Raw genomic sequence first — 19209 nt, 5'->3', positions numbered from 1 at the left:
TTCGAGGATCGGACTGGCGGGAATCTCTTCCAGACTGCTGGCATAACAGCTACGACACTGCCTCGAGTGGAGCGACCGACTACGCGACCGCAAGCGACGGTCCGTCCCAGCACTCGGCGGATTCTCGGACTGAGCCCGATTCTCGGGGCATTCATTTCGCGCACTGGGGAACCGATCCTGTTCGGTCTCATGGGCGTTTTCGCTCTCGTCGCGGATTCGACTGATTCTGCCGCTCCTCGTATTCGCTATCGCACTGGTGTTTGCCGTCGTTCCCGTGCTGGTGTTCGTCGTGCCACGACACGCGACGCTGGTGTACGAATTCTACGACGATCAACTGGTCTGCTACGATTTCCGGCTGGAAGAACCGGTCTGGCGGCTCGCGTACGAGGACATGACGGCGGTATCCCTCGAGCGCGGGCTCGACGCCCGGATCGGGGGATACGGACGGGTAGTCGTCGAGACGGACGACGGTCCACCTGCCCGGCTGTCGTATCTCCGGGACTACGAGACGGTCAGTGACCGTCTCGAGCGAGTCATCGAGGATGGATCAGAGCGGGACTCACCAGACACTCGTTCCGGGTCTTGGATCCCCTCACAGTGATATTCCAGACGGATGTCAGTTTGCTACCAGCCAGTACATCCGGCTCGTGATGCGCCGTCCGAATCGTATGGAGAAGACGGCCCGAAGCGACGGTTACGACCACCAGTCTCGGTTGGCGGTAGCTTCAGTACGTTACGCTGCGAGTCGTCGCCCTTATGCCCGGCCCATCCGTAGCGCTGGCAATGGCAGGACCCAGCGTTCCGGGTTCCGACGACGGCGATCACCTCGAGCTTCCCTGCGGGGAGTCCGTCGATCCCCACGAGATCGATCTGGGCATGCGCGAGTACAACTGTCCCTGCGGCGAGACTCACGCGGTCGTGACCGACGTCCACCCGCCGTCGCGTTTCTTCCCGGAATCGCTCGTGGCCGTTCTACAGGAGACGATCGACACCGACGACGAGTTCGAGGAGTTCGGCACGCCCCACCTGATGGGCGTCGTCTTGGAGGAGTTCCCCGAAGCGGTCGCCGTCCACGACGCGAGCGACGACGGCGCGGTCGGCTACACGCTGTTGTGGATGACTGACTTCGACGCCCGGCGACTCCACGAGGTCGTCGTCGAACTCGTCGTCGAACTCATGGAACACGCGATCAGCCACGCCGAGAACGACGCCGCCGTCAGCGAGTTCGAGTCCCAGATGCTCGAGTTCGACGTGTCGGAGTTCGTCGAGCAGTACCGCCGACAGCGGGAGTTCGAGAGCGAACACGACCAGCCGCTGTAGCTCGGTTTTCAGTCTCGAAGATCGACCGCTGTTTTCCGGAATTAGCGAGTGACAGCCGGTTGCGACCCTACTCCTCGAACGAGACGGCTAACCGAAGCCCGCCGGCGTCGCTCTCGCCGACGGTGACCGACCAGCCGTGGGCCTCGACGACCTCGGAGACGATAGCCAGCCCGAAGCCGGTGCCGTCGGGGGACGTGCTGTACCCCGACTCAAGGATGTCGCCGCGCTCGCCGGGCGGAACGCCGGGGCCGTCGTCGGTGATGGCGAACCCGTCGTCAGTGTTCTCGACCGCGATCGTCACGTCGGTCCCGACGTGTTCGCGGGCGTTCCGGAAGGCGTTCTCGAAGCAGACCAGCAGGCGGTCCGCGTCGGCTTCGACCGTCGGTAGCGGCTCGTCTCGAACGAGTTCGAGGTCCGGATCGACGGTTCTGTGGGCCTGATCGACGACGTCGTCGATGTCGACCGGCTCCGTCGCCGTCAGCCGCTGGCCGCTCCGGGCGAGCGTGAGGACGTTCTCGATGAGATCGTCCATCCGTTCGAGCGCCCAGTCGATCTCCTCGCGGTAGCACTCGCCGTCGCCGTCGATGTGGGCCTCGAGGTTCTCGAGGTGGCCCGCTGCGAGGGTCAGCGGGTTCCGCAGATCGTGGGAGACGGTGCTGGCGAAGGCCTCGAGTCGGTCGTTCTGGCGCTCGAGTTCGGCCGTGCGCGTGGCTAGTTCGTCCTCCCGGCGGGCGCGCTTGAGCGCGGCTTCGACGTTGGCCGCGAGGATGCGAGCGAGCGTGATCGTCTCGGGATCGAAGTCGTTCGGCGTCGTCGAACTGGCGATGAAAATCCCCGTCGTCCCGAGCGGGATGTGGGCCTCGCTGCGGATCGCCGTCTCGGGGTTGCGAACGTTCTCGGCGCGGCGGACGTCGCCGTGAACGATGGTCTCGCCGGCCTCGAACGCGTCCCACGAGATCCCGTCGCCCGGGCCGATGGACGGAACGGAGCCGAACAGCGCTTCGGTGCGGTCGGTCGCCGCCGCGGGGACGAGGACGCCTCGCTCCCGCACCGAATCGGCGCTCGAGTCGGTCACGGCGGGCGGCTCGTCGGCGCTCACGGCGTGGTACTCCGCACGTTCCTCGTACAAGTGGACCGAGTTGATCTCGAGCGACAGCGCGTCGCGGGCGATCTCGCACGCGACGCGAGCGACCTCGTCAGTGCGTTCCGCGGCCATCAGTCGGCGCGTCCCCTCGTGGAGTTTCCGGATCCGGCGCTCGCGTTCCATTCGATCGCTGATGTCCCGGATCGCACCGACGCTGCCGGCGAGCGAGCCGTCCGCGGCGACCAGCGGGGCGACGTTGTTCTCGACCAGAAACGGCTCGCCGTCGAGGGGCCGGAACTCCATCTCGAAGGTGCCCCACGTCCGGTCGTCGTCCGCGAGGATATCGATCAGTAACTCCTTCGCCCGCTCGACGTCTTCGTCCGACATGTAGCTCGACGGGTGACCGCCGACGAGTTCGTCGCGCGTGGTCCCCAGAGCGTCGGCCATCGCGTCGTTGGCCATCTCGATCCGTCCCGTCGCATCGAGGACGTACATCGAATCGCCGACCGTATCGACGAGCGTGCGGTATCGCTCGAGTTCGCGCTCCCGGCGTTTCTGCTCGCTGATGTCGGTGTAGATCGCGTACTCGTAGACCTCGCCGTCGATGTCGGCCGCGAAGCCGCGCAGGAAGAAGTCCCTGCGCCCCTCGGCCGTTACCCGCTCGACGGTCGTCGAGATCACCTCTCCGAGGCCGACCGTCTCGGCGATAGACACCGGCCCCTCGTCGTCCGGGACGAGGATATCGTCGAGCGAGCCGCCGGCGATATCCTCGCGTTCGTAGCCGAAGATGTCCTCGAAGGCGGGGTTGACATCGACGATTCGATTGGGATCGGTGCGATGGGTCACGATGACCGCGTCGGGGCTGTACTCGAACAGCGCGGCGAATCGGTCGCGCTCGGTTCGGAGGGACCGTCGCTCCCCGTCCGGCTGAAGCGTGCCCCCATCCGTTTCTCCGCCGTTCGCCGCCGGCTCGTCGACGATCGCCCGAAGCTGTGCGACCAGCCGCTCGAGCGAGTCCGCGTGCCCCTTCGGGACGTACCCCGCAAATCCAGCCGTCACGGCGTCGCTGGCGAGCCGTTCGTCGCCGTCGGCGGTGTAGAGCACGACCGGCGTGTCCGCGATGCCGTCGGCTCGGATGCGGTCGTACAGCGACAGCGCGTCGGTCTCCGCGAACAGATCGGTCACGACGCACGTGCGCCCGCTCGCGTCCGCGACCGCGTCGCGGAGTTCGGTCGGCGTCGCGACTGGCTCGACGCCGAGCCCGTCGGTGGCCGACTCGAGGCCGTCGGCGATCAGACGGCGATCGTCGGGGTCCGGATCGGCGTAGACGACGGTGGTGGGTCGCTGGAAACGGGTGGGACCGAACGCGGCCATCTCGTTCGTCCAGACGGACGGAACGAGCCGTGATAAGGTGTCCGGCCCGAATCCGGTGATAACCGATCGCTCGAGTCGAACGCGTGTCTTCGGAGCACTGTGTGGGCTTCACACCCACCCGGTGAACAGCGGGTGCTATCGCGGCAACCGGACCGGTTCGGGCCGTCGCTCCCGCCTCGAGTTCGAATTTCGAAAAAGCATTTCGAGAATCGTATTGTATCGTGGGGCTTATTACGATGTGCGAACTCCGATTCGACAAGACAAATGAGTACGGACACCGCCGCAGACGGCGAGACGGGTGACGGTCGCACGATCTTATTGATCGGCAGCGGCCCGATCCAGATCGGACAGGCCGCCGAATTCGACTACTCGGGCGCACAGGCCTGCCGAGCGCTGCAGGAGGAGGGGGCTCGCGTCGTCCTCGTGAACTCGAATCCGGCGACGATCATGACGGACCCGGAGATGGCCGACGAGGTCTACATCGAGCCGATCACGACCGACGCCATCGCCGAGATCATCCGCAAGGAGCGACCCGACGGTGTCATCGCCGGACTCGGCGGTCAGACCGGACTGAACGTCACCGCCGAACTGGCCGAGGAAGGCGTTCTCGAGGAGTACGACGTCGAGATCATGGGAACGCCGCTGGACACGATCTACGCGACCGAGGACCGCGACCTCTTCCGCCAGCGCATGGAGAAGATCGGGCAGCCGGTCCCCGCCTCGACGACCATCTCGCTCGACGAGGGCGAGGAGGTCTCGGAGATGACCGAGGCAGGCTTGAAAGAGCGCGTGCAGGCCGCCGTCGACGAGGTCGGCGGGCTCCCGGTCATCGCCCGCACGACCTACACGCTGGGCGGCTCCGGCTCCGGCGTCGTCCACGAGATGGACGAACTGCTGCGCCGCGTCCGCAAGGGGCTGCGTCTCTCCCGCAACAGCGAGGTGCTCATCACCGAGTCCATCGCCGGCTGGGTCGAATACGAGTACGAAGTGATGCGCGACGCCGACGACTCGTGTATCATCATCTGTAATATGGAGAACATCGACCCGATGGGCATCCACACCGGGGAGTCGACGGTCGTCACGCCCTCCCAGATCGTCCCCGACGAAGGTCACCAAGAGATGCGTACCGCCGCGCTCGATGTCATCCGCGAACTCGGCATTCAGGGCGGCTGTAACATCCAGTTCGCGTGGCGCGACGACGGCACCCCCGGCGGCGAGTACCGCGTCGTCGAGGTCAACCCCCGCGTCTCCCGTTCCTCCGCGCTGGCCTCCAAGGCGACCGGCTACCCGATCGCCCGCGTGACCGCGAAGGTCGCGCTCGGCAAGCGCCTCCACGAGATCACCAACGAGATTACGGGCGAGACCACGGCCGCTTTCGAGCCCGCGATCGACTACGTAGTCACCAAGGTCCCGCGCTGGCCCAAAGACAAGTTCGACGACGTCGACTTCGAACTGACCACGGCCATGAAGTCGACCGGCGAGGCGATGGCCATCGGCCGCACCTTCGAGGAGTCCCTGCTCAAGGCGCTTCGCTCCTCGGAGTACGAACCCGACGTCGACTGGGCCGAGGTCTCCGACGAGGAACTCGAGGAGCGCTACCTCGAGCGCCCGTCGCCGGACCGTCCCTACGCGATGTTCGAGGCGTTCGAGCGCGGCTACACCGTCGAAGAGGTCCAGGAACTCACCGGCATCTTCGAGTGGTACACCGAGCGCTTCAAGCGCATCGCGGACTCCACGCTCGCCGCCCAAGCGGGCGACTTCACCGAGGCCGCGATCGCCGGCCACACCAACGCCAGCATCGCCGCGACCGCGGGCGCGGATGTCGATACTGTCGAGACGGAAGTCCCCGGCCGCACCTACAAGCAAGTCGACACCTGCGCGGGCGAGTTCGAGGCCGAGACGCCGTACTACTACTCCGCGCGCAAATCCGAGTTCGAGTCCGGTCCGCTGCTCGGCGACGCCGCAGCCGGCGAACTCGAGGTCGACCGCGATCTCGAGAGCGTGATCGTCGTCGGCGGCGGCCCGATCCGCATCGGACAGGGCGTCGAGTTCGACTACTGTTCGGTCCACGCGGTCCGCGCGCTGCGCGAACTCGGGATCGACGCCTACGTCGTCAACAACAACCCCGAGACGGTCTCGACGGACTACGACACCTCCGACGGCCTCTTCTTCGAGCCCATCACGGCCGAGGAGGTCGCCGACGTGGCCGAGGCGACCGGCGCCGACGGCGTGATGGTCCAGTTCGGCGGCCAGACCTCCGTCAACATCGGCGAACCGCTCGAGGACGAACTCGCGCGCCGCGGCCTCGACTGCGAGGTCATGGGCACGTCCGTCGAAGCGATGGACCTCGCGGAGGACCGCGACCGCTTCAACGCCCTGATGGACGAACTGGGCATCGCCCAGCCGGAGGGCGGCACCGCCTTCTCCGAGGAGGAGGCGCTCGAACTGGCCCACGACATCGGCTACCCCGTCCTCGTGCGCCCCTCCTACGTGCTGGGCGGCCGTGCAATGGACGTCGTCTACAACGACGAGGAACTCCAGACCTACATCGAGGAAGCGGTCCGCGTCGCGCCCGATAAGCCGATCCTCGTGGACGACTTCCTCGAGGACGCGGTCGAACTCGACGTGGACGCGGTCTCGGACGGCCGCAACGTGCTCATCGGCGGCATCATGGAACACGTCGAGAGCGCGGGCGTCCACTCCGGCGACTCCGCCTGCATGATCCCGCCGCGCTCGCTCGACGAGGAGACCTTGGAGCGCGTCCGCGAAGTCACCGAGGACATCGCCGAGGCGCTGAAGACGAAAGGTCTGCTGAACGTTCAGCTGGCGGTTCGCGACGGCGAGGTCTACGTCCTCGAGGCGAACCCGCGTTCCTCGCGTACCGTGCCGTTCGTCTCGAAGGCGACCGGCGTCCCGATCGCCAAACTCGCCGCGCAGGTCATGGCCGGCGAGACCCTCGAGAGCCTCGATGCCGACGAGCAGATCCCCGACCAGACCTCGATCAAGGAGGTCGTCCTGCCGTTCGACCGCCTGCCGGGCTCGGACCCGCGTCTCGGCCCGGAAATGAAGTCCACCGGTGAGGTCATGGGGACGGCAAGCGACTTCGGTACGGCCTACTGGAAGGCCCAGCAGGCCGCCGACAACGCCGTCAGCGAGGGCACCGCCGTCGTCGACCTCGACGTCGACGGCTTCGAGGACCACTTCGATGTCGCCGAGTTCGACGACGTGCCCCAAGCCATCCGCGAGGGCGAGGTCGACTTCGTCGTCAGTCGCGACCGCGACTCCCTCGAGATGGCCGTCGAGGAGGAGATCCCCTACCTCTCGACGGTCGCCAGCGCCGAGGCCTACGTCGAAGCTCTCGACGGCTTCGACGGCGAACTGGACGTCTCGTCGGTGTCCAGCCGCCCGAAGACGGTGTCCGGGTGGGGTAAGTCCGAGTAACGTCGCCCCGAACTGGTCCGTAATCGCGCCTGACACTGGTCTCTGAATAGCCGATCCGGCTATCGGTCGGCGCTCGGCTTTCTTCACTGCGCTCAGTTCCCTCGTCGTTCGTCTCGGCACAGAAATGTATACTATCTCACGTTCTTTTCCCCGCTCGAGCACTACCCCGGGTCGCGACCCATGTCCGAACAGACCAGACGCGACGTGCTTCGGCTCGCGACAGCATCGGCCACTGCCGGCGTCCTCACGCTCGGGTCGGCGGCGGCCGCCCAATCGAACGACGGCGAGTGGACGCAGGCGGAGTCGCCGACCGACAAAGCGCTGAACGACGCCGTCGATACCGCCGCGGGGCCGTTCGCGGCCGGTGCCGACGGGAACGTCATCGCTCGAGGCGAGGGCGGTTGGCGAAAAGTCGTCGACTACGGTCCGCAGGCCCGGAGTCGTCGCCTGACCGGCATCGACGCGACCGACGACGGCAGTGCGGTCTGGTTCGTCGGCGGAAGCGGCGTTATCGGCGAATACAATGTTGAGACACAGACGCTGACGAACTACTCCGCGCCGAAGGGGAAGACGAGCACGTGGGAGGACTGCGCCGTGCGGGGAACCGCCGGCGAGAACGAGCGCGTCTCCTTCGTCAACGGCTCCGGCGAACTCCTCGTCGGCGTCCGACAGGACAGCGGCGCGATGCAGTACGAGGCGGTGATCGAACCCGGCGGCGGCTCGACCATTCCGGGTATCGATTTCCACGCCCGCGAGGCCGGCCACGTCTGTACCACCAGCCAGTTCGTCGGCGAGACGACCGACGGCGGGCAGACGTGGGAGCAGATCGGTATCGACTTCGCGGGCGGCGCGTTCTTCGACCTCGCGAGTCGGGGCGAGCGAGACGTGAACGTCGCCGCCGGCTCCGGGATCGTCTATCGGTACGACGGCTTCCGCTGGACGCCCCACGTCGTCGACGACCAGCGACGGGCCATCCGCGCCGTCGACCGCGACGGGAGCGCCGGGCTCGCGGCCGGCGACGGCGGGACGATCTACGAGCGCCAGTCCGCCGGCCAGTGGCAGCAGTACGAGACCGCGGTCGAATCGAAACTCGACGGCGTCGCGACGGGGTCGGCGTACGACGTCGCGGTCGGCGACGGCGGCACGATCCTCGAGCGAGCGGTAGCGAGTTCCGACACCGACGCTGACGACGGGAACAGCACCGACACCGGCGACGAGAACGGGACGAACTCGACGGCGATCACGACCGCAACGGTCTCGACGAACACGCTCTCGGTCGACTCGCTCTCGGTCGAGAACTACGTCGAAGGGGAGTGGATCGAAGCGTCGGGGCAGTAGGCCCGATTAGCGTCCGAATCGGATATCGACCGTCGTGCCGTCGGTTTCGGTTTCCGTGACCCGTACCGCGGGGACGACCGCGCGGAGTCGCCTCGGGACGAGTCGGCCGAGCGTCGCCCCGATCGCCGCGAGTCGTTTCCGACACAGCGAGTAGAGGCCCGCGAACGCGACGAGCCCGACGAGAGCGGTGTCGGCCGCTGCCGGCGTGGCTCCCGCCGATATCGCGACGGCCGCGAACGCGAGACAGACGAGGAAGTCCTCCGGCGCGCCCGAGTACCGGACGTACCGGCGCGGGCGGTGCCACCGCCCGAGGGCGTGGTTATAGACGCCGTTCTCGGTCACCGGGTTCCAGGGTTCCCGCTCCGCGCTGCCGCCGAGCACGTCGGAGACGGAGTGCAGGGCAGCGGCGCCGACTGCGACCGTGAGGACCAGCAGTCCGGGCGACGATGTCAGGAGAAACGCGCCGAGCGAGACGCCGGAGAGGGCCGAAAAGCCGACCGGATAGTGCAGCGTCTTCCGGTGGCTCGCCAGCAGGTCCGCGTCGGGCGCGACCCCGCCGACGAACGCGGCCGCGAGCAGGAGGGGAACCCCGACGTGGTCGCCCAGGACCGGCAGGGCGACGACGGCGGCGGCGAGGGCCATAAATCCGTGCGTGAGCGCCATCATAGCGATACTGTTCCCTACATAGTGCTCAATGCCGATAAACAACGAGGCTTCGACCACAGGCACGCCTCGATCGAGCGGCCCGGAGACCGACCGCTGTTCGAGTCGAGACGGGCGTTGCGACTCGAGTCCGGGTTCGATCCGATCGAGAAGGAAGCCGCGAGGCTCAGCGCAACGACGGCGTCTTTCGTCTCGCGTTCCGGAGTTCCTTGGTCAGGTACTGCCACGCCGTCGTGCGCTCGCCGATCGCGGCGGTCCGTCCGGCCCGCATCGACTCGAGGATCGTCGCCGGGGTCGGGGACGCCGCCGCGGGCAGTCGGACCTCGGTGACCGCGCGGCCGACGTGGTCGGCCCGGTGGGCGTCGCTCCCGCCGAACTGCGGGTAGTCGTTGCGTCTCGCGAAGCGTTCGGACTGTCGGTTGCGGACGTTGGTGACCGCGTGGGCGTTGTAGACTTCGATGCCGTCGACGCCGTCGATCGCCCCCTCGCGGGCCCCGTGTCGGGACCGCTGGAAGGGGTGCGGGACGACCGCGATGCCGCCCGCGTCCTGAACCGTCCGCGCCGTCTCGACGAGGGACCGATCGGGTTCCGGCGCGGCGTCGATCCCGATCGCGAGCAAGTGTCCGTCGGCGGTCGAGACTTCACAACCGACGATGACGGCGAGATCGTCCGGTGCCAGCGCCGCGGCCCGCGTCGCGCCGTCGATCGTGTCGTGATCGGTGACGACGATCCCGTCGAGGCCGACGGACCGCGCCGCGCGGACCAGTTCCGCCGGCGTCGTCTCCCCGTCGTACGAGGCGTCGGTGTGGACGTGGGGATCGATGCGCACCGTCCGCGGCCGCCGCTCGTCGCCGCTCACCGCGCGACCGGTCATAGGTAGCCGAACTCGAGGCCGATCGCCAACCCGATCGCGGCCACCGCGGCGACCCCGGCCAGTACGTGGGTCGTGTCGGTCTTGTAGGCCTTGTAATCCGAGACCATCAGGGGGCAGACGACGCCGATGGTGAGTCCCGCGAGCCAGCCGTTCCAACTCCCGACGAGCGCGGCGAGGAAGTAGTTCGCGACGACGACGAGGTTCGTGTGGACGACGGTGGTCCCGTGGTAGAAGCTCGCACCGTCGTCGGACCCGAACCCCTCGCTGTTGTGACGAACCAACCGCAGACCGCCGAACGCGAGGACGAGAAAGCCAACGACGAGGCTCGCAAAGACGTTCGGCGCGAGGACGAAGTGATACAGGAGCACCGCCGGGACCAGATACGCGAAGATGTCGATGAACGAGTCTACCTGTCGGCCGAAGGGTGACGACGTTCCCGTGCGACGGGCGTACCAGCCGTCGGCTTTGTCCAACAGAAAGGCCCCGAACATGGCCAGCAGCGCCCAGTTCGGCTCCCCTCGAGCGAACAGGAGCGCACTGGCCCACCCGACGAAGAGCGCGCCGAGGCTGATGTAGTCGGCGCCCGTGAGCCGCTCGAAGACGTTCGTTCTGTCCGCCGCGTTTCCGACCCGCCGATCGGCGAGATCGAACCGGTTCCAGACCCCTCGTATCGCCTCGCGCAGTTCGTTGGGCATCCGCTCGGGTGGAGACACCACCGCGATCGGTATAAATCTGCTCTGGGAACTATTTACTTAGGAGAATTCTATATAGGTTTGTAGGGCTACGTTCCGCTCGAGAACGGTAGGGAGCTCACGCCGCTCGCGTCGTCCGGTGGGTGAACGGGCCGATTCGAACGTAACGTCGGGTCCGGCGGGGGACGAAGCCGTGGCGCTCGAACAAGGCGCGCGAGGGCGCATTATCGAGGGCGACGAGCGCGGTCGCCTGTCGGGCACCCCGCTCGCGGGCCTGCCGGCACGCCTCGGCGAGCATCGCGGTCGCGATGCCGCGATTTCGGTGGTCCGGTTCGACGAAGACGCGCCTGATGTAGGCTCCCTCGAACGCGAGCGTCCGCTCTAAGGGATGGATCTCGTGGGTCGTGTCGACGGAGCAAAAGAGGTAGCCCCGCGGCGTCCCGTTCTCGAGCGCCGCGACGACCATCTCGTCGGGACGGAGTTCCGCCACGGGCGCGTCGAGCCCCGTCACCCGCTCCGGTTCGCAGACGGCGACCTCGTACGAACTGTCCTCGATCGCAGCGACGGCGGCGTCCTCGAGCGTCGCGACGTACTCGTACATCACCGTCGCCGTGATACCGATTCGCGCGAGCGCATCGTAGACGGCCCGGCCGTACCGATTCCGGGTCAGCCGCCAGAGCTGTGGCATCGAGCGGGTGATTTCGTCGCCGATCGAATAAGTTTCCGGGTCGCTAAACGGCGGGCCCGCGGCTCCGGATCGAAACGGGAGCAGTCGTCTCGAGCCGGGAGACCGCGCCGCCGGCCGCCTACTCGAGTGCGTACCAGTCGAAGCGCTCGACCGCGTACCGGTAGGAGACGAGCGGCGCGATCAGGCCGCCGATCAGTACGATCCACGCCCCGACGGTGATCCCGTGTGCGGAGATCGAGAGGTCGGGAGCCGGCGACCACGCGGCGACCGACGCGATCAGCCCGGCGATCGCCTCGGGGGCCTCGAGATAGAGTACGAGCGCGGCAACCGTGGGGAGGACGATCGCGAGCGTGTAGACGAGGAAAGCGGTCTTGCTCGGCATCACGGCCTCGCGGTTGTTGGTCACGTTGACGCTGCCAAAGCGGGGGAACGCCGACCCGACTCCCGACGCCAGCGCCGGCGTGACGATCGCACCGACGGCGGTCCCGGCGACCAAGGCCGCGGTCCGCTCGAGCGAGAGCGGGCTGATGACCCCCAGGACGGCGGGGACGAGCAGTGCGAACGGGACGCTGACGAGCGCGGCGGCGACGATCCGGCCTCGAATCGCTTGGCGACCGGTGAGCGTCGATGTGACGACGGCCGGCAGGCCCGTCCCGAGGTCGCCGAGCGGGTTGAGCGTGAACAGGACACCGGCCGCCCAGACGACGTAGAGGGAGAACAGGACGGCCATGAACGACGGCACCGTCCCGGCCTCGATGATCTGCTGGATGAAGCCGAGCGTCCCGAGCAGCGGGTAGCCGACGTACGCCAGTCGAATCGGGGACCGCTTCGTTCGGCGGATCGCCGTCACTGCGACCGTCCGAACCGGCCGGGAGAGCGTTCCCGAGAGGAAACCGTTGAGCCGGTCGGACGACGTTTCCTCGGCGACTTCCTCGTCGCCGGTACGGGCCGGATCCGCGAACCAGTGTCGCCGTGCGGTGGGGACGCCGATCGCGACCGCGACGCCGGCGACGAGCGCCGAGCCGCCGATCGCGCCGCCGATCAGGGGCATCGACGGATCGACGCCCGGGATGCCGAGCAGGAGGACGTGTCCGGGCCAGCCGAGCGGGCTCGCCTGCAACCGCGTGAACAGCGTTCCCATGACCGTGTTGAAGCCGCCGGTCGCGACTGCGCCGAAGTAGACGATCCAGAACGCGGCGAACAGCAGCGTCCGATACCGGGCAACCGGCTCGTAGACGGTGATCAGATGCCGGACCAAGACGCCGATAACGAACCCGACGGGGACGACGGTGAGCAGGACGAGTCCGACCAGCAGCGGCGCGGCGATCACCGGGAGTATCGTTCCCGCACCGGACGCGAACGCGGCCCCGAAGATCACCGCGGGCGGCACCAGCCACGCCGCAAAGAGCGCGATCTCCGCAGCCACGACGCCGACGACCGTGTTTCGAACCGGCGTCGACAGCAGGAGGAAGGCCGGTTTGTCGATATCGGCGACCGCGGTCACCGCCCGCATGACCGACATGAGGAGCAAGAACAGCCACAGGACCGCGACGGCGCCGGTCACGACCTCCGTGACCGTGGTCGCGACTTCCGCCGATAGCGTTCCGGCGGCGGCCTGTTCCCCGAGCTCCGGGAAGAGAACCAGGCCGATGGCCGTAATCGGCCCGAGCATGAACAGCGCGACCAGGGCCATCATGAGCAGTTTGGTTCGGTCGCCGGCTACCGCACGAACCGTGCGCCGGACTTCCGTTTCGGCGACGGTGATCGATATCGGTACGTGTGCCATCACCCGCCACCTCGGTTCGGACGGACGTGGGACGAGCGGTCGTGACTCATACTCGAAACTCCGTGACGCGCTCAGTAAACTATTTGGATTTCTGTCATTCCGTGCGCACCGATCGACCCGTCGGGTTCGGCAGTCGATGGCGGTCTCTGACACTCGAGTCACGGGTTTCCGGGCTCGGTCTCGAGCGATGGTCGAGGGTCGGACGGCGACACCATCACTGCAGCATATGACACACATTTAATTATGCCGCGGTGAAAGGAATCCTATGAGCCCTGTCGACCGCCTCGCCATCGAAACCGACGGACTGACCAAACGGTACGGCGAGACGACCGCCGTCTCGAATCTCACGATGGACGTCGAGCGCGGCACGGTCTACGGATTCCTCGGCCCGAACGGCGCGGGGAAGACGACCACGATGCGGATGCTGACGACGCTGACGAAGCCGACCGACGGGACCGCCCGCGTCGCCGGCCACTCGATCGCGGACCGCGAGTCGGTCACCCCTCACATCGGCTATCTGCCCGAGGAACCGCCGGTCTACGACGAACTCTCCGGTCGGGAGCAACTCGAGTACGCCGCCGGCCTGCGGGACATGTCCGAGGCCGACGCCGAGGATCGCATCGAGTCGCTGCTCGAGCGGTTCGACCTGCTCGCGGACGCGAACAAGCGCATCGAGGACTACTCGAAGGGGATGCGCCAGAAGGTCGGCGTCATTCAGGCGGTCCTCCACGAACCGGCCGTGGCCTTCCTCGACGAGCCCACGAGCGGGCTCGACCCCCGCGCCGCGCGGACGATGCGGGACACCATCGCCGATCTGGCCGATCGGGAGATGACGATCTTCCTCTCGACGCACATCCTCCCGGTCGTCGACGAACTGGCCGACGAGATCGGCGTGCTCCACGACGGCGAACTCGTCGCGGAGGGCGACCCCGAGACGCTCAAGTCCCGCGCCGAGACCGGCGACGCCCGCAGCTTGGAGGACGCCTTCCTCGAGATCACTCGCGAGCACGGACAGGAGGGTATCGCGGCGGAGCAGACGTTCGAGTGAGTCGAGCCTGGCCCGACGCTGTCGGTGCTCGAGGCCGGAACGGCCGCCGACCAGCCGATAGCCCAATCGGCGAGACGGACAGAGAATTACGAAGCGGCCCGTAGCTGTCCGCTGTGGCGTTAGATATCCATATGATTTTAGTATCCGGCTGTCGTACTACCGTCCGGTGGTGAGACGGCATGGTGCAGAGAGACATCACCGGTATCGATCTCGAGTCCCGACTCGCCGACTACGCCGCGACGATCGACCGATACGATCTCCTGCTCGGACTGATTCCGGCAGGGTTCGCGGTCGCCGTTCTCGTCGGCCGCCTCCTCGATCTCCCCGTCGAAACGACCCTTCTCTGGGGCGTCGCCATCGCCGCTATCGCGCTGCTCGACGGGCTGTTCGTCCGTCCCCCGACGAAGCCTCGCAACGTTTGAACCCGCTCGTCGGTCCTCGCAGTCTCGCTCGAGTACGAACACGAGCATACGGAGTCGTTTCTCGAGTCGAGACGGTACGTCGGCCCTGCGCAGACGGCACCTCCGTCGGCCGGTTCCGGATATTCTCGGTTCGATCGGCTGGGTCAGGGATCGAAGACCCCGCGCTCGAGGCCCTCGCGGACGGGTTCGTGCTCGGCGTCCGTCGGCGGCGGACTCGTGACGAGCAGGGCCTCGAGTCGGCCGTCGTCGTCGGCTCGAACGCCGCGGTCGACATCGGCTTCGACGGCGACCACGTCGTCGGGACCGACGATGTGTTCGGTCTCGCCCTCGCGGACGACGCCGGTGCCGGAGCGGACACAGATCGTCACGTCGCTGCCGGGCGCGTGAACCGGGATGAACTGTCCCGGCTCGAAGTAGCCGAGGACGGCCTTCATCCGGTCGCTCCGGAAGACCGGTTGGGCGCTGAATCGATGCTCGTCGTACGTTCGTTCGGTGTCGAAATCCGTCGCTGGCATGGGTGATTGCCTCCGAGAGTCTCGATAGCAAGTCTCCGGTCCGGACGGGTCGCTCTTCTCCCGAACCTGTTCGTATCATTGGGGCTACGCTCGAGAAACGGGGACAGCGGACAGCTTTGATCACGACTATATTTCTATGTACCGAGCGGAACCCGAGTCGTATCGGTTCCTCTGGGTGAACTCGTGGCTCGTCGACGGCATCGAGGGCGTCCTGGGCTCGTCGCTCAACGTCGCGGCGAAACCGCAGTATCAGGAGCGGGCGGTCGAACTCGGCCAGCGGCTGGGTACGGAGGGCTACGACATCGTCGGGCTCTGTGAAGTGTTCAACGACGAACAGGAGACGGTCGAGACCGAGTACGTCGACGCTGCCGGGACCGGAACGGCGGTTTCGGGCCCCGAACCGGACGGCGGCGAGAAGGGTGCGGGATTGCTGGATCTGGTCTCGGGCGTCTCCGTCACCGATCGGGCGACACTCGAGTACGACGCGGAACCGGACGACAACCTGACCTACGTCGACGCACACGTCGGGAAAGGCGCACACTACGTGGAACTGGACCTCGGGCCCGGGAAGATAGACCTGTTCACGACGCATCTGGTGACCGGGTCGCCGCTCCCGTGGGCCGACGGCGGTGACGAGGACATCCCGGCACTGCGAGCCCAGCAACTCGACGAACTGGGGGTGTTCGTCGCCGAGCAGACCAGTCCGGAGAACGTGACCCTCGTCGCGGGCGATTTCAACATCGCGCCGGACGGCGAAGCGGCCGACGCCCTCGAGACGTTCGCGTCGACCGCCGGGCTGTCCGACGTGTGGCTCGACCACGGGAACGGGCCGGGCGGAACGAACGACGATGCGATCGTCAACGGGTGCGCCTTCGATTCGAGCGATGCACCGCCGGCGTACTGTCCCAGCGACGACGCAGGCGAGCGGATCGATTACGCCTTCCTCGAGGAGCCCTCGGCCGATCACGCGATGGAACTGAGCGTCGAAACGATCGATCGCCGCGTGTTCTGGCGGGAACTCGCGCCGCCGTCCCAGTTCTACGCCGACGACGACGGCGAGGTCCCCAATTACCTGACCGATCACGTCGGTCTGGAACTGTCGCTGACGGCGACGAGCGCGTGAGACGCGGGCCGATCGGCAGCCGTCGTATTCTTTCACACGCCGCGGACCGACGAGCGCCGAGTGCAACGCCGAACTCGGGCGTCGACCGGTCCCGCGGACCGCTCGAGACACGGCGCGAGAGCGGAGTCCGACACCCTAAAGCGGCCGGACTCTGTGGTTCGGATATGGAGTATCACGAGGCGGCGGACTTCCTCTTCGATCTGCGGCGGTTCCGCCCGAAGCCGGGCACGGAGTCGACGGCCCGGCTGCTGGCCCACCTCGAGGACCCACACGACGATGTCGACTTCGTCCAGATCGCCGGCTCCAACGGGAAGGGGAGCACGGCCCGAATGCTCGAGCGGACCCTGCGGGAAGCCGGCTATTCCGTCGGCCTCTACACCTCGCCACACCTCGAGGACCTCCGCGAGCGCGTCCGCGTCGACGGCCGGAAAATCCCCCGCGCCGCGGTCTGTGAGTACGTCGACGCTGCCCGCGAGTACATCACGGCGCGCGGTGCCGACGGCGACTCGCCGACGTTTTTCGAGACGATGACCGCGATGGCGCTGTGGCAGTTCGGCCGCGAGGACGTCGACATCGCCGTCCTCGAGGTCGGTATCGGCGGCAAGTACGACGCCACGAGCGTCGTCGATCCGGTCGCGAGCGCGGTGACGAGCGTGACCTTGGAGCATACGGGCATCCTCGGCGATACCGTCGAGGAGATCGCCCGCGACAAGGCCCACGTCGCGCCGGCCGACGCACCGCTCGTGACGGGCGTCACCGGGAGCCCGCTCGAGGCGATCCGCGAGGTCGCCGGCGACGTGGTGACCGTCGGACCGGAGCCGGACGAGAACGATGGCGACGACGAGGGCTCGCGACCGGACGTCCGCGTCACCTACGGCGGGCGGACCAACCACACCGAAGCCGCCGTCTCGATCGACGCCGACGACTGGGACCTCGAGACGCGGATTCCGCTGCTGGGCGCACATCAGGCCGAAAACGCGGGTATCGCCGCGACCCTCGCCCGGCAGGTCGGCGATGTCTCGGGGACGGACCTCGAGCGCGGCCTGCGGAGCGCCCACTGGCCGGGCCGGTTCGAGGTGCTCGACACCGAGCCGCTGGTCGTCCTCGACGGCGCGCACAACCCGGGAGCCTGCGAGGGACTCGCCGAGACGCTCGGGACCTACGACTACGACGACCTCCACCTCGTCTTCGGCGCGATGCACGACAAGGACCACCGCGAGATGGCCGCCGCCCTGCCGACGCCCGATATCGTCACCGCGACCGAACCCTCTCTCGATCGCGCCGAGGACGCGGCCGTCCTCGCGGACGTCTTCGCGGACGCCGGTGCCGGCACCGTCCGCACCGAGCCGGCAGTTCCGGACGCGCTCGCAACCGCGCTCGCCGACGCCGAGAGCGGCGACTGCGTACTCGTCACCGGCTCGCTGTTCGCGGTCGCCGAGGCCCGCTCGCGGTGGACCCGAACCGACGTGTCCAAGCGGGTTCGCGACCGTTCGGACGCCCGCGACGCGCTCGAGGCGGCGAACGTCGCCGCGGGCGACGTGGAACGGCTGGACGGCGACGCCGTCCACCGGGTCGTCAGGACGGCGCTGCGGGACCGGCAGGCGACCGTCCTCAAGGAGGAACTGCTCCGGGTCGGCGGCGAGTGCGCCCTCTCCGGCCTCGAGCGGGACGACGAGGCCGTCGACGCCGTCCTGATGGGAACCCTCGCCCAGTTCGAGGCGCTCGTCGGGGCCCTCGAGAACCGATCCCGGCCCCACGGGCTGGCCGACGTCGCCCGCGAGCTGCGGGCGACCCTCGAGATCGACGCCGGTTCCGGAGTCGAGCCCGGAGCCGAAGCGGAGACGGGTGCGGATGGCGGCGATGAAAAAAGCGACGCCGCGGCCGCCGTGACCGACTCCTCGGAAACGGATCGCCGGACGGATCCGGCTCGCACTCCTGGCTGGACGACCGAGGGCTCGAGCGGCCCGGACTACCCGTGGGCGGATCGAACCGCCGTGATGGGGATCCTGAACGTCACGCCCGACAGCTTCCACGACGGCGGCGAGTACGACGCGCTCGAGGACGCCGTAACCCGCGCCGAGGCCATGATCGAGGCCGATGTCGACGTGATCGATATCGGCGGGGAGTCCACCCGCCCGGGCGCAGAGCCCGTCTCGGTCGCGGAGGAACTGGACCGGGTCGTCCCCGTGATCGAACGGATCGCCGACCTCGACGCCCTGATTTCGGTCGACACCCGGCGGGCCGCCGTCGCCGACGCCGCGCTCGAGGCCGGCGCGGACATCATCAACGACGTTTCGGGGCTCGAGGACCCCGAGATGCGCTTCGTCGCGGCCGACCACGACGCGGGGCTGGTCGTCATGCACAGCATCGACGCACCGGTCGTGCCGGACCGCGACATCGAGTACGACGATGTCGTCGCGGACGTGATCGACCAGCTCTCCGAACGCATCCTGCTGGCCGAGAAGGCCGGGCTCGACCGCAGCCAGATCATCGTCGACCCCGGCATCGGCTTCGGCAAGTCCGCGGTCGAGAACTTCGAACTCCTCGATCGAATCGACGAGTTCCACGCGCTGGGCTGTCCCGTACTGTTCGGCCACTCCCACAAATCCATGTTCGAACGGGTCGGCCGCGAATCCGGCGACCGACTCGAGGCGACCGTCGCGGCGAGCGCGCTGGCGGCCGACCGCGGGGCCGACCTGATTCGCGTCCACGACGTGGCCGAGAACGTCGCCGCGGTCCGGACGGCGCTGGCGGCGCGCGATCCGGAGCGGTTCGATTGGGAACCGTAGGCCGCTCCCGCGGCCCGGCTGGATTCCGTCCCCGACCGCCGCTGGCCAGCAG

At 67.7% G+C, this 19209-nt stretch carries 15 protein-coding genes; 8 read left to right on the top strand and 7 right to left on the bottom strand.

Features of this window, described 5'->3' with window-relative positions; translation table 11 throughout:
- Window positions 1–289: 289 nt before the first annotated feature.
- Both ACT4ML_RS02980 and ACT4ML_RS02975 read left to right on the top strand, forming a co-directional pair.
- Window positions 290–601, top strand: a complete 312-nt coding sequence (locus ACT4ML_RS02980; RefSeq protein WP_444719889.1) for a hypothetical protein — start codon at window positions 290–292, stop codon at window positions 599–601.
- A gap of 182 nt (window positions 602–783) precedes the next feature.
- Window positions 784–1320, top strand: a complete 537-nt coding sequence (locus tag ACT4ML_RS02975; protein WP_444719526.1) for a DUF5815 family protein — start codon at window positions 784–786, stop codon at window positions 1318–1320.
- Between the two features lie 67 nt (window positions 1321–1387).
- Here the strand turns inward: ACT4ML_RS02975 and ACT4ML_RS02970 are convergent, their stop codons facing one another.
- Window positions 1388–3778: a PAS domain S-box protein gene (locus ACT4ML_RS02970; RefSeq protein WP_444719525.1), complete on the bottom strand. Its 2391-nt coding sequence runs from the start codon at window positions 3776–3778 to the stop codon at window positions 1388–1390.
- Between the two features lie 264 nt (window positions 3779–4042).
- Between ACT4ML_RS02970 and carB the strand changes: the two genes are divergently transcribed.
- Window positions 4043–7219 carry a carbamoyl-phosphate synthase large subunit gene (gene carB / locus ACT4ML_RS02965; RefSeq protein ID WP_444719524.1) on the top strand — a complete coding sequence of 1059 codons (3177 nt, stop codon included), beginning with the start codon at window positions 4043–4045 and terminating at the stop codon, window positions 7217–7219.
- Between the two features lie 180 nt (window positions 7220–7399).
- A complete protein-coding gene (locus ACT4ML_RS02960) occupies window positions 7400–8557 on the top strand; it encodes a hypothetical protein (RefSeq protein WP_444719523.1) in 1158 nt (385 codons plus the stop codon).
- A 6-nt stretch (window positions 8558–8563) separates the two neighbouring features.
- Here the strand turns inward: ACT4ML_RS02960 and ACT4ML_RS02955 are convergent, their stop codons facing one another.
- The 5 genes from ACT4ML_RS02955 to ACT4ML_RS02935 form a co-directional block, all read right to left on the bottom strand.
- Window positions 8564–9199 (bottom strand): metal-dependent hydrolase, encoded by a 636-nt coding sequence (locus ACT4ML_RS02955; protein ID WP_444719522.1) that lies wholly within the window; start codon window positions 9197–9199, stop codon window positions 8564–8566.
- 187 nt (window positions 9200–9386) lie between these two features.
- A complete protein-coding gene (locus ACT4ML_RS02950; protein ID WP_444719521.1) occupies window positions 9387–10094 on the bottom strand; it encodes a CehA/McbA family metallohydrolase in 708 nt (235 codons plus the stop codon).
- A complete protein-coding gene (locus ACT4ML_RS02945; protein WP_444719520.1) occupies window positions 10091–10789 on the bottom strand; it encodes a CDP-alcohol phosphatidyltransferase family protein in 699 nt (232 codons plus the stop codon). The genes ACT4ML_RS02950 and ACT4ML_RS02945 overlap by 4 nt, the downstream gene beginning before the upstream one ends.
- Before the next feature lie 115 nt (window positions 10790–10904).
- On the bottom strand, window positions 10905–11474 hold the full coding sequence (locus tag ACT4ML_RS02940) for a GNAT family N-acetyltransferase (protein ID WP_444719519.1): 570 nt from the start codon (window positions 11472–11474) through the stop codon (window positions 10905–10907).
- A gap of 118 nt (window positions 11475–11592) precedes the next feature.
- A complete protein-coding gene (locus tag ACT4ML_RS02935) occupies window positions 11593–13260 on the bottom strand; it encodes a hypothetical protein (protein WP_444719518.1) in 1668 nt (555 codons plus the stop codon).
- A gap of 265 nt (window positions 13261–13525) precedes the next feature.
- Here ACT4ML_RS02935 and ACT4ML_RS02930 point away from each other — a divergent pair, with 265 nt between their 5' ends.
- Window positions 13526–14308 carry an ABC transporter ATP-binding protein gene (locus ACT4ML_RS02930; protein ID WP_444719517.1) on the top strand — a complete coding sequence of 261 codons (783 nt, stop codon included), beginning with the start codon at window positions 13526–13528 and terminating at the stop codon, window positions 14306–14308.
- 179 nt (window positions 14309–14487) lie between these two features.
- Entirely contained in the window at window positions 14488–14730 is a 243-nt protein-coding gene (locus tag ACT4ML_RS02925; RefSeq protein WP_444719516.1) for a hypothetical protein, read from the top strand.
- 143 nt (window positions 14731–14873) lie between these two features.
- On the opposite strand, the gene ACT4ML_RS02920 is transcribed toward ACT4ML_RS02925, so the two are convergent.
- Complete coding sequence (locus ACT4ML_RS02920) at window positions 14874–15245, bottom strand: cupin domain-containing protein (protein WP_444719515.1); 372 nt, start codon at window positions 15243–15245, stop codon at window positions 14874–14876.
- A gap of 136 nt (window positions 15246–15381) precedes the next feature.
- On the opposite strand from ACT4ML_RS02920, the gene ACT4ML_RS02915 reads away from it, so the two are divergent.
- Together ACT4ML_RS02915 and folP are read left to right on the top strand one after the other, a co-directional pair.
- Entirely contained in the window at window positions 15382–16368 is a 987-nt protein-coding gene (locus tag ACT4ML_RS02915; protein WP_444719514.1) for an endonuclease/exonuclease/phosphatase family protein, read from the top strand.
- Between the two features lie 164 nt (window positions 16369–16532).
- Complete coding sequence (folP, locus tag ACT4ML_RS02910; protein WP_444719513.1) at window positions 16533–19157, top strand: dihydropteroate synthase; 2625 nt, start codon at window positions 16533–16535, stop codon at window positions 19155–19157.
- Window positions 19158–19209: the final 52 nt, after the last annotated feature.

The organism is Natrinema sp. LN54 (assembly GCF_052439245.1).
In the GTDB taxonomy this organism is placed as follows: domain Archaea; phylum Halobacteriota; class Halobacteria; order Halobacteriales; family Natrialbaceae; genus Natrinema; species Natrinema versiforme_A.
Note: the sequence above shows the minus strand (reverse complement) of the source record. Positions and strands in the feature narration are given on the sequence as shown.

Excerpts from the sequence above, each read along its gene's own strand:
- ACT4ML_RS02975 (WP_444719526.1), top strand. The coding sequence starts at position 784 with ATGGCAGGACCCAGCGTTCCGGGTTCCGACGACGGCGATCACCTCGAG.
- ACT4ML_RS02970 (WP_444719525.1), bottom strand. The coding sequence starts at position 3,778 with ATGGCCGCGTTCGGTCCCACCCGTTTCCAGCGACCCACCACCGTCGTC.
- carB (WP_444719524.1), top strand. The coding sequence starts at position 4,043 with ATGAGTACGGACACCGCCGCAGACGGCGAGACGGGTGACGGTCGCACG.
- ACT4ML_RS02960 (WP_444719523.1), top strand. The coding sequence starts at position 7,400 with ATGTCCGAACAGACCAGACGCGACGTGCTTCGGCTCGCGACAGCATCG.
- ACT4ML_RS02955 (WP_444719522.1), bottom strand. The coding sequence starts at position 9,199 with ATGGCCCTCGCCGCCGCCGTCGTCGCCCTGCCGGTCCTGGGCGACCAC.
- ACT4ML_RS02950 (WP_444719521.1), bottom strand. The coding sequence starts at position 10,094 with ATGACCGGTCGCGCGGTGAGCGGCGACGAGCGGCGGCCGCGGACGGTG.
- ACT4ML_RS02945 (WP_444719520.1), bottom strand. The coding sequence starts at position 10,789 with ATGCCCAACGAACTGCGCGAGGCGATACGAGGGGTCTGGAACCGGTTC.
- ACT4ML_RS02940 (WP_444719519.1), bottom strand. The coding sequence starts at position 11,474 with ATGCCACAGCTCTGGCGGCTGACCCGGAATCGGTACGGCCGGGCCGTC.
- ACT4ML_RS02935 (WP_444719518.1), bottom strand. The coding sequence starts at position 13,260 with ATGGCACACGTACCGATATCGATCACCGTCGCCGAAACGGAAGTCCGG.
- ACT4ML_RS02930 (WP_444719517.1), top strand. The coding sequence starts at position 13,526 with ATGAGCCCTGTCGACCGCCTCGCCATCGAAACCGACGGACTGACCAAA.
- ACT4ML_RS02925 (WP_444719516.1), top strand. The coding sequence starts at position 14,488 with ATGGTGCAGAGAGACATCACCGGTATCGATCTCGAGTCCCGACTCGCC.
- ACT4ML_RS02920 (WP_444719515.1), bottom strand. The coding sequence starts at position 15,245 with ATGCCAGCGACGGATTTCGACACCGAACGAACGTACGACGAGCATCGA.
- ACT4ML_RS02915 (WP_444719514.1), top strand. The coding sequence starts at position 15,382 with ATGTACCGAGCGGAACCCGAGTCGTATCGGTTCCTCTGGGTGAACTCG.
- folP (WP_444719513.1), top strand. The coding sequence starts at position 16,533 with ATGGAGTATCACGAGGCGGCGGACTTCCTCTTCGATCTGCGGCGGTTC.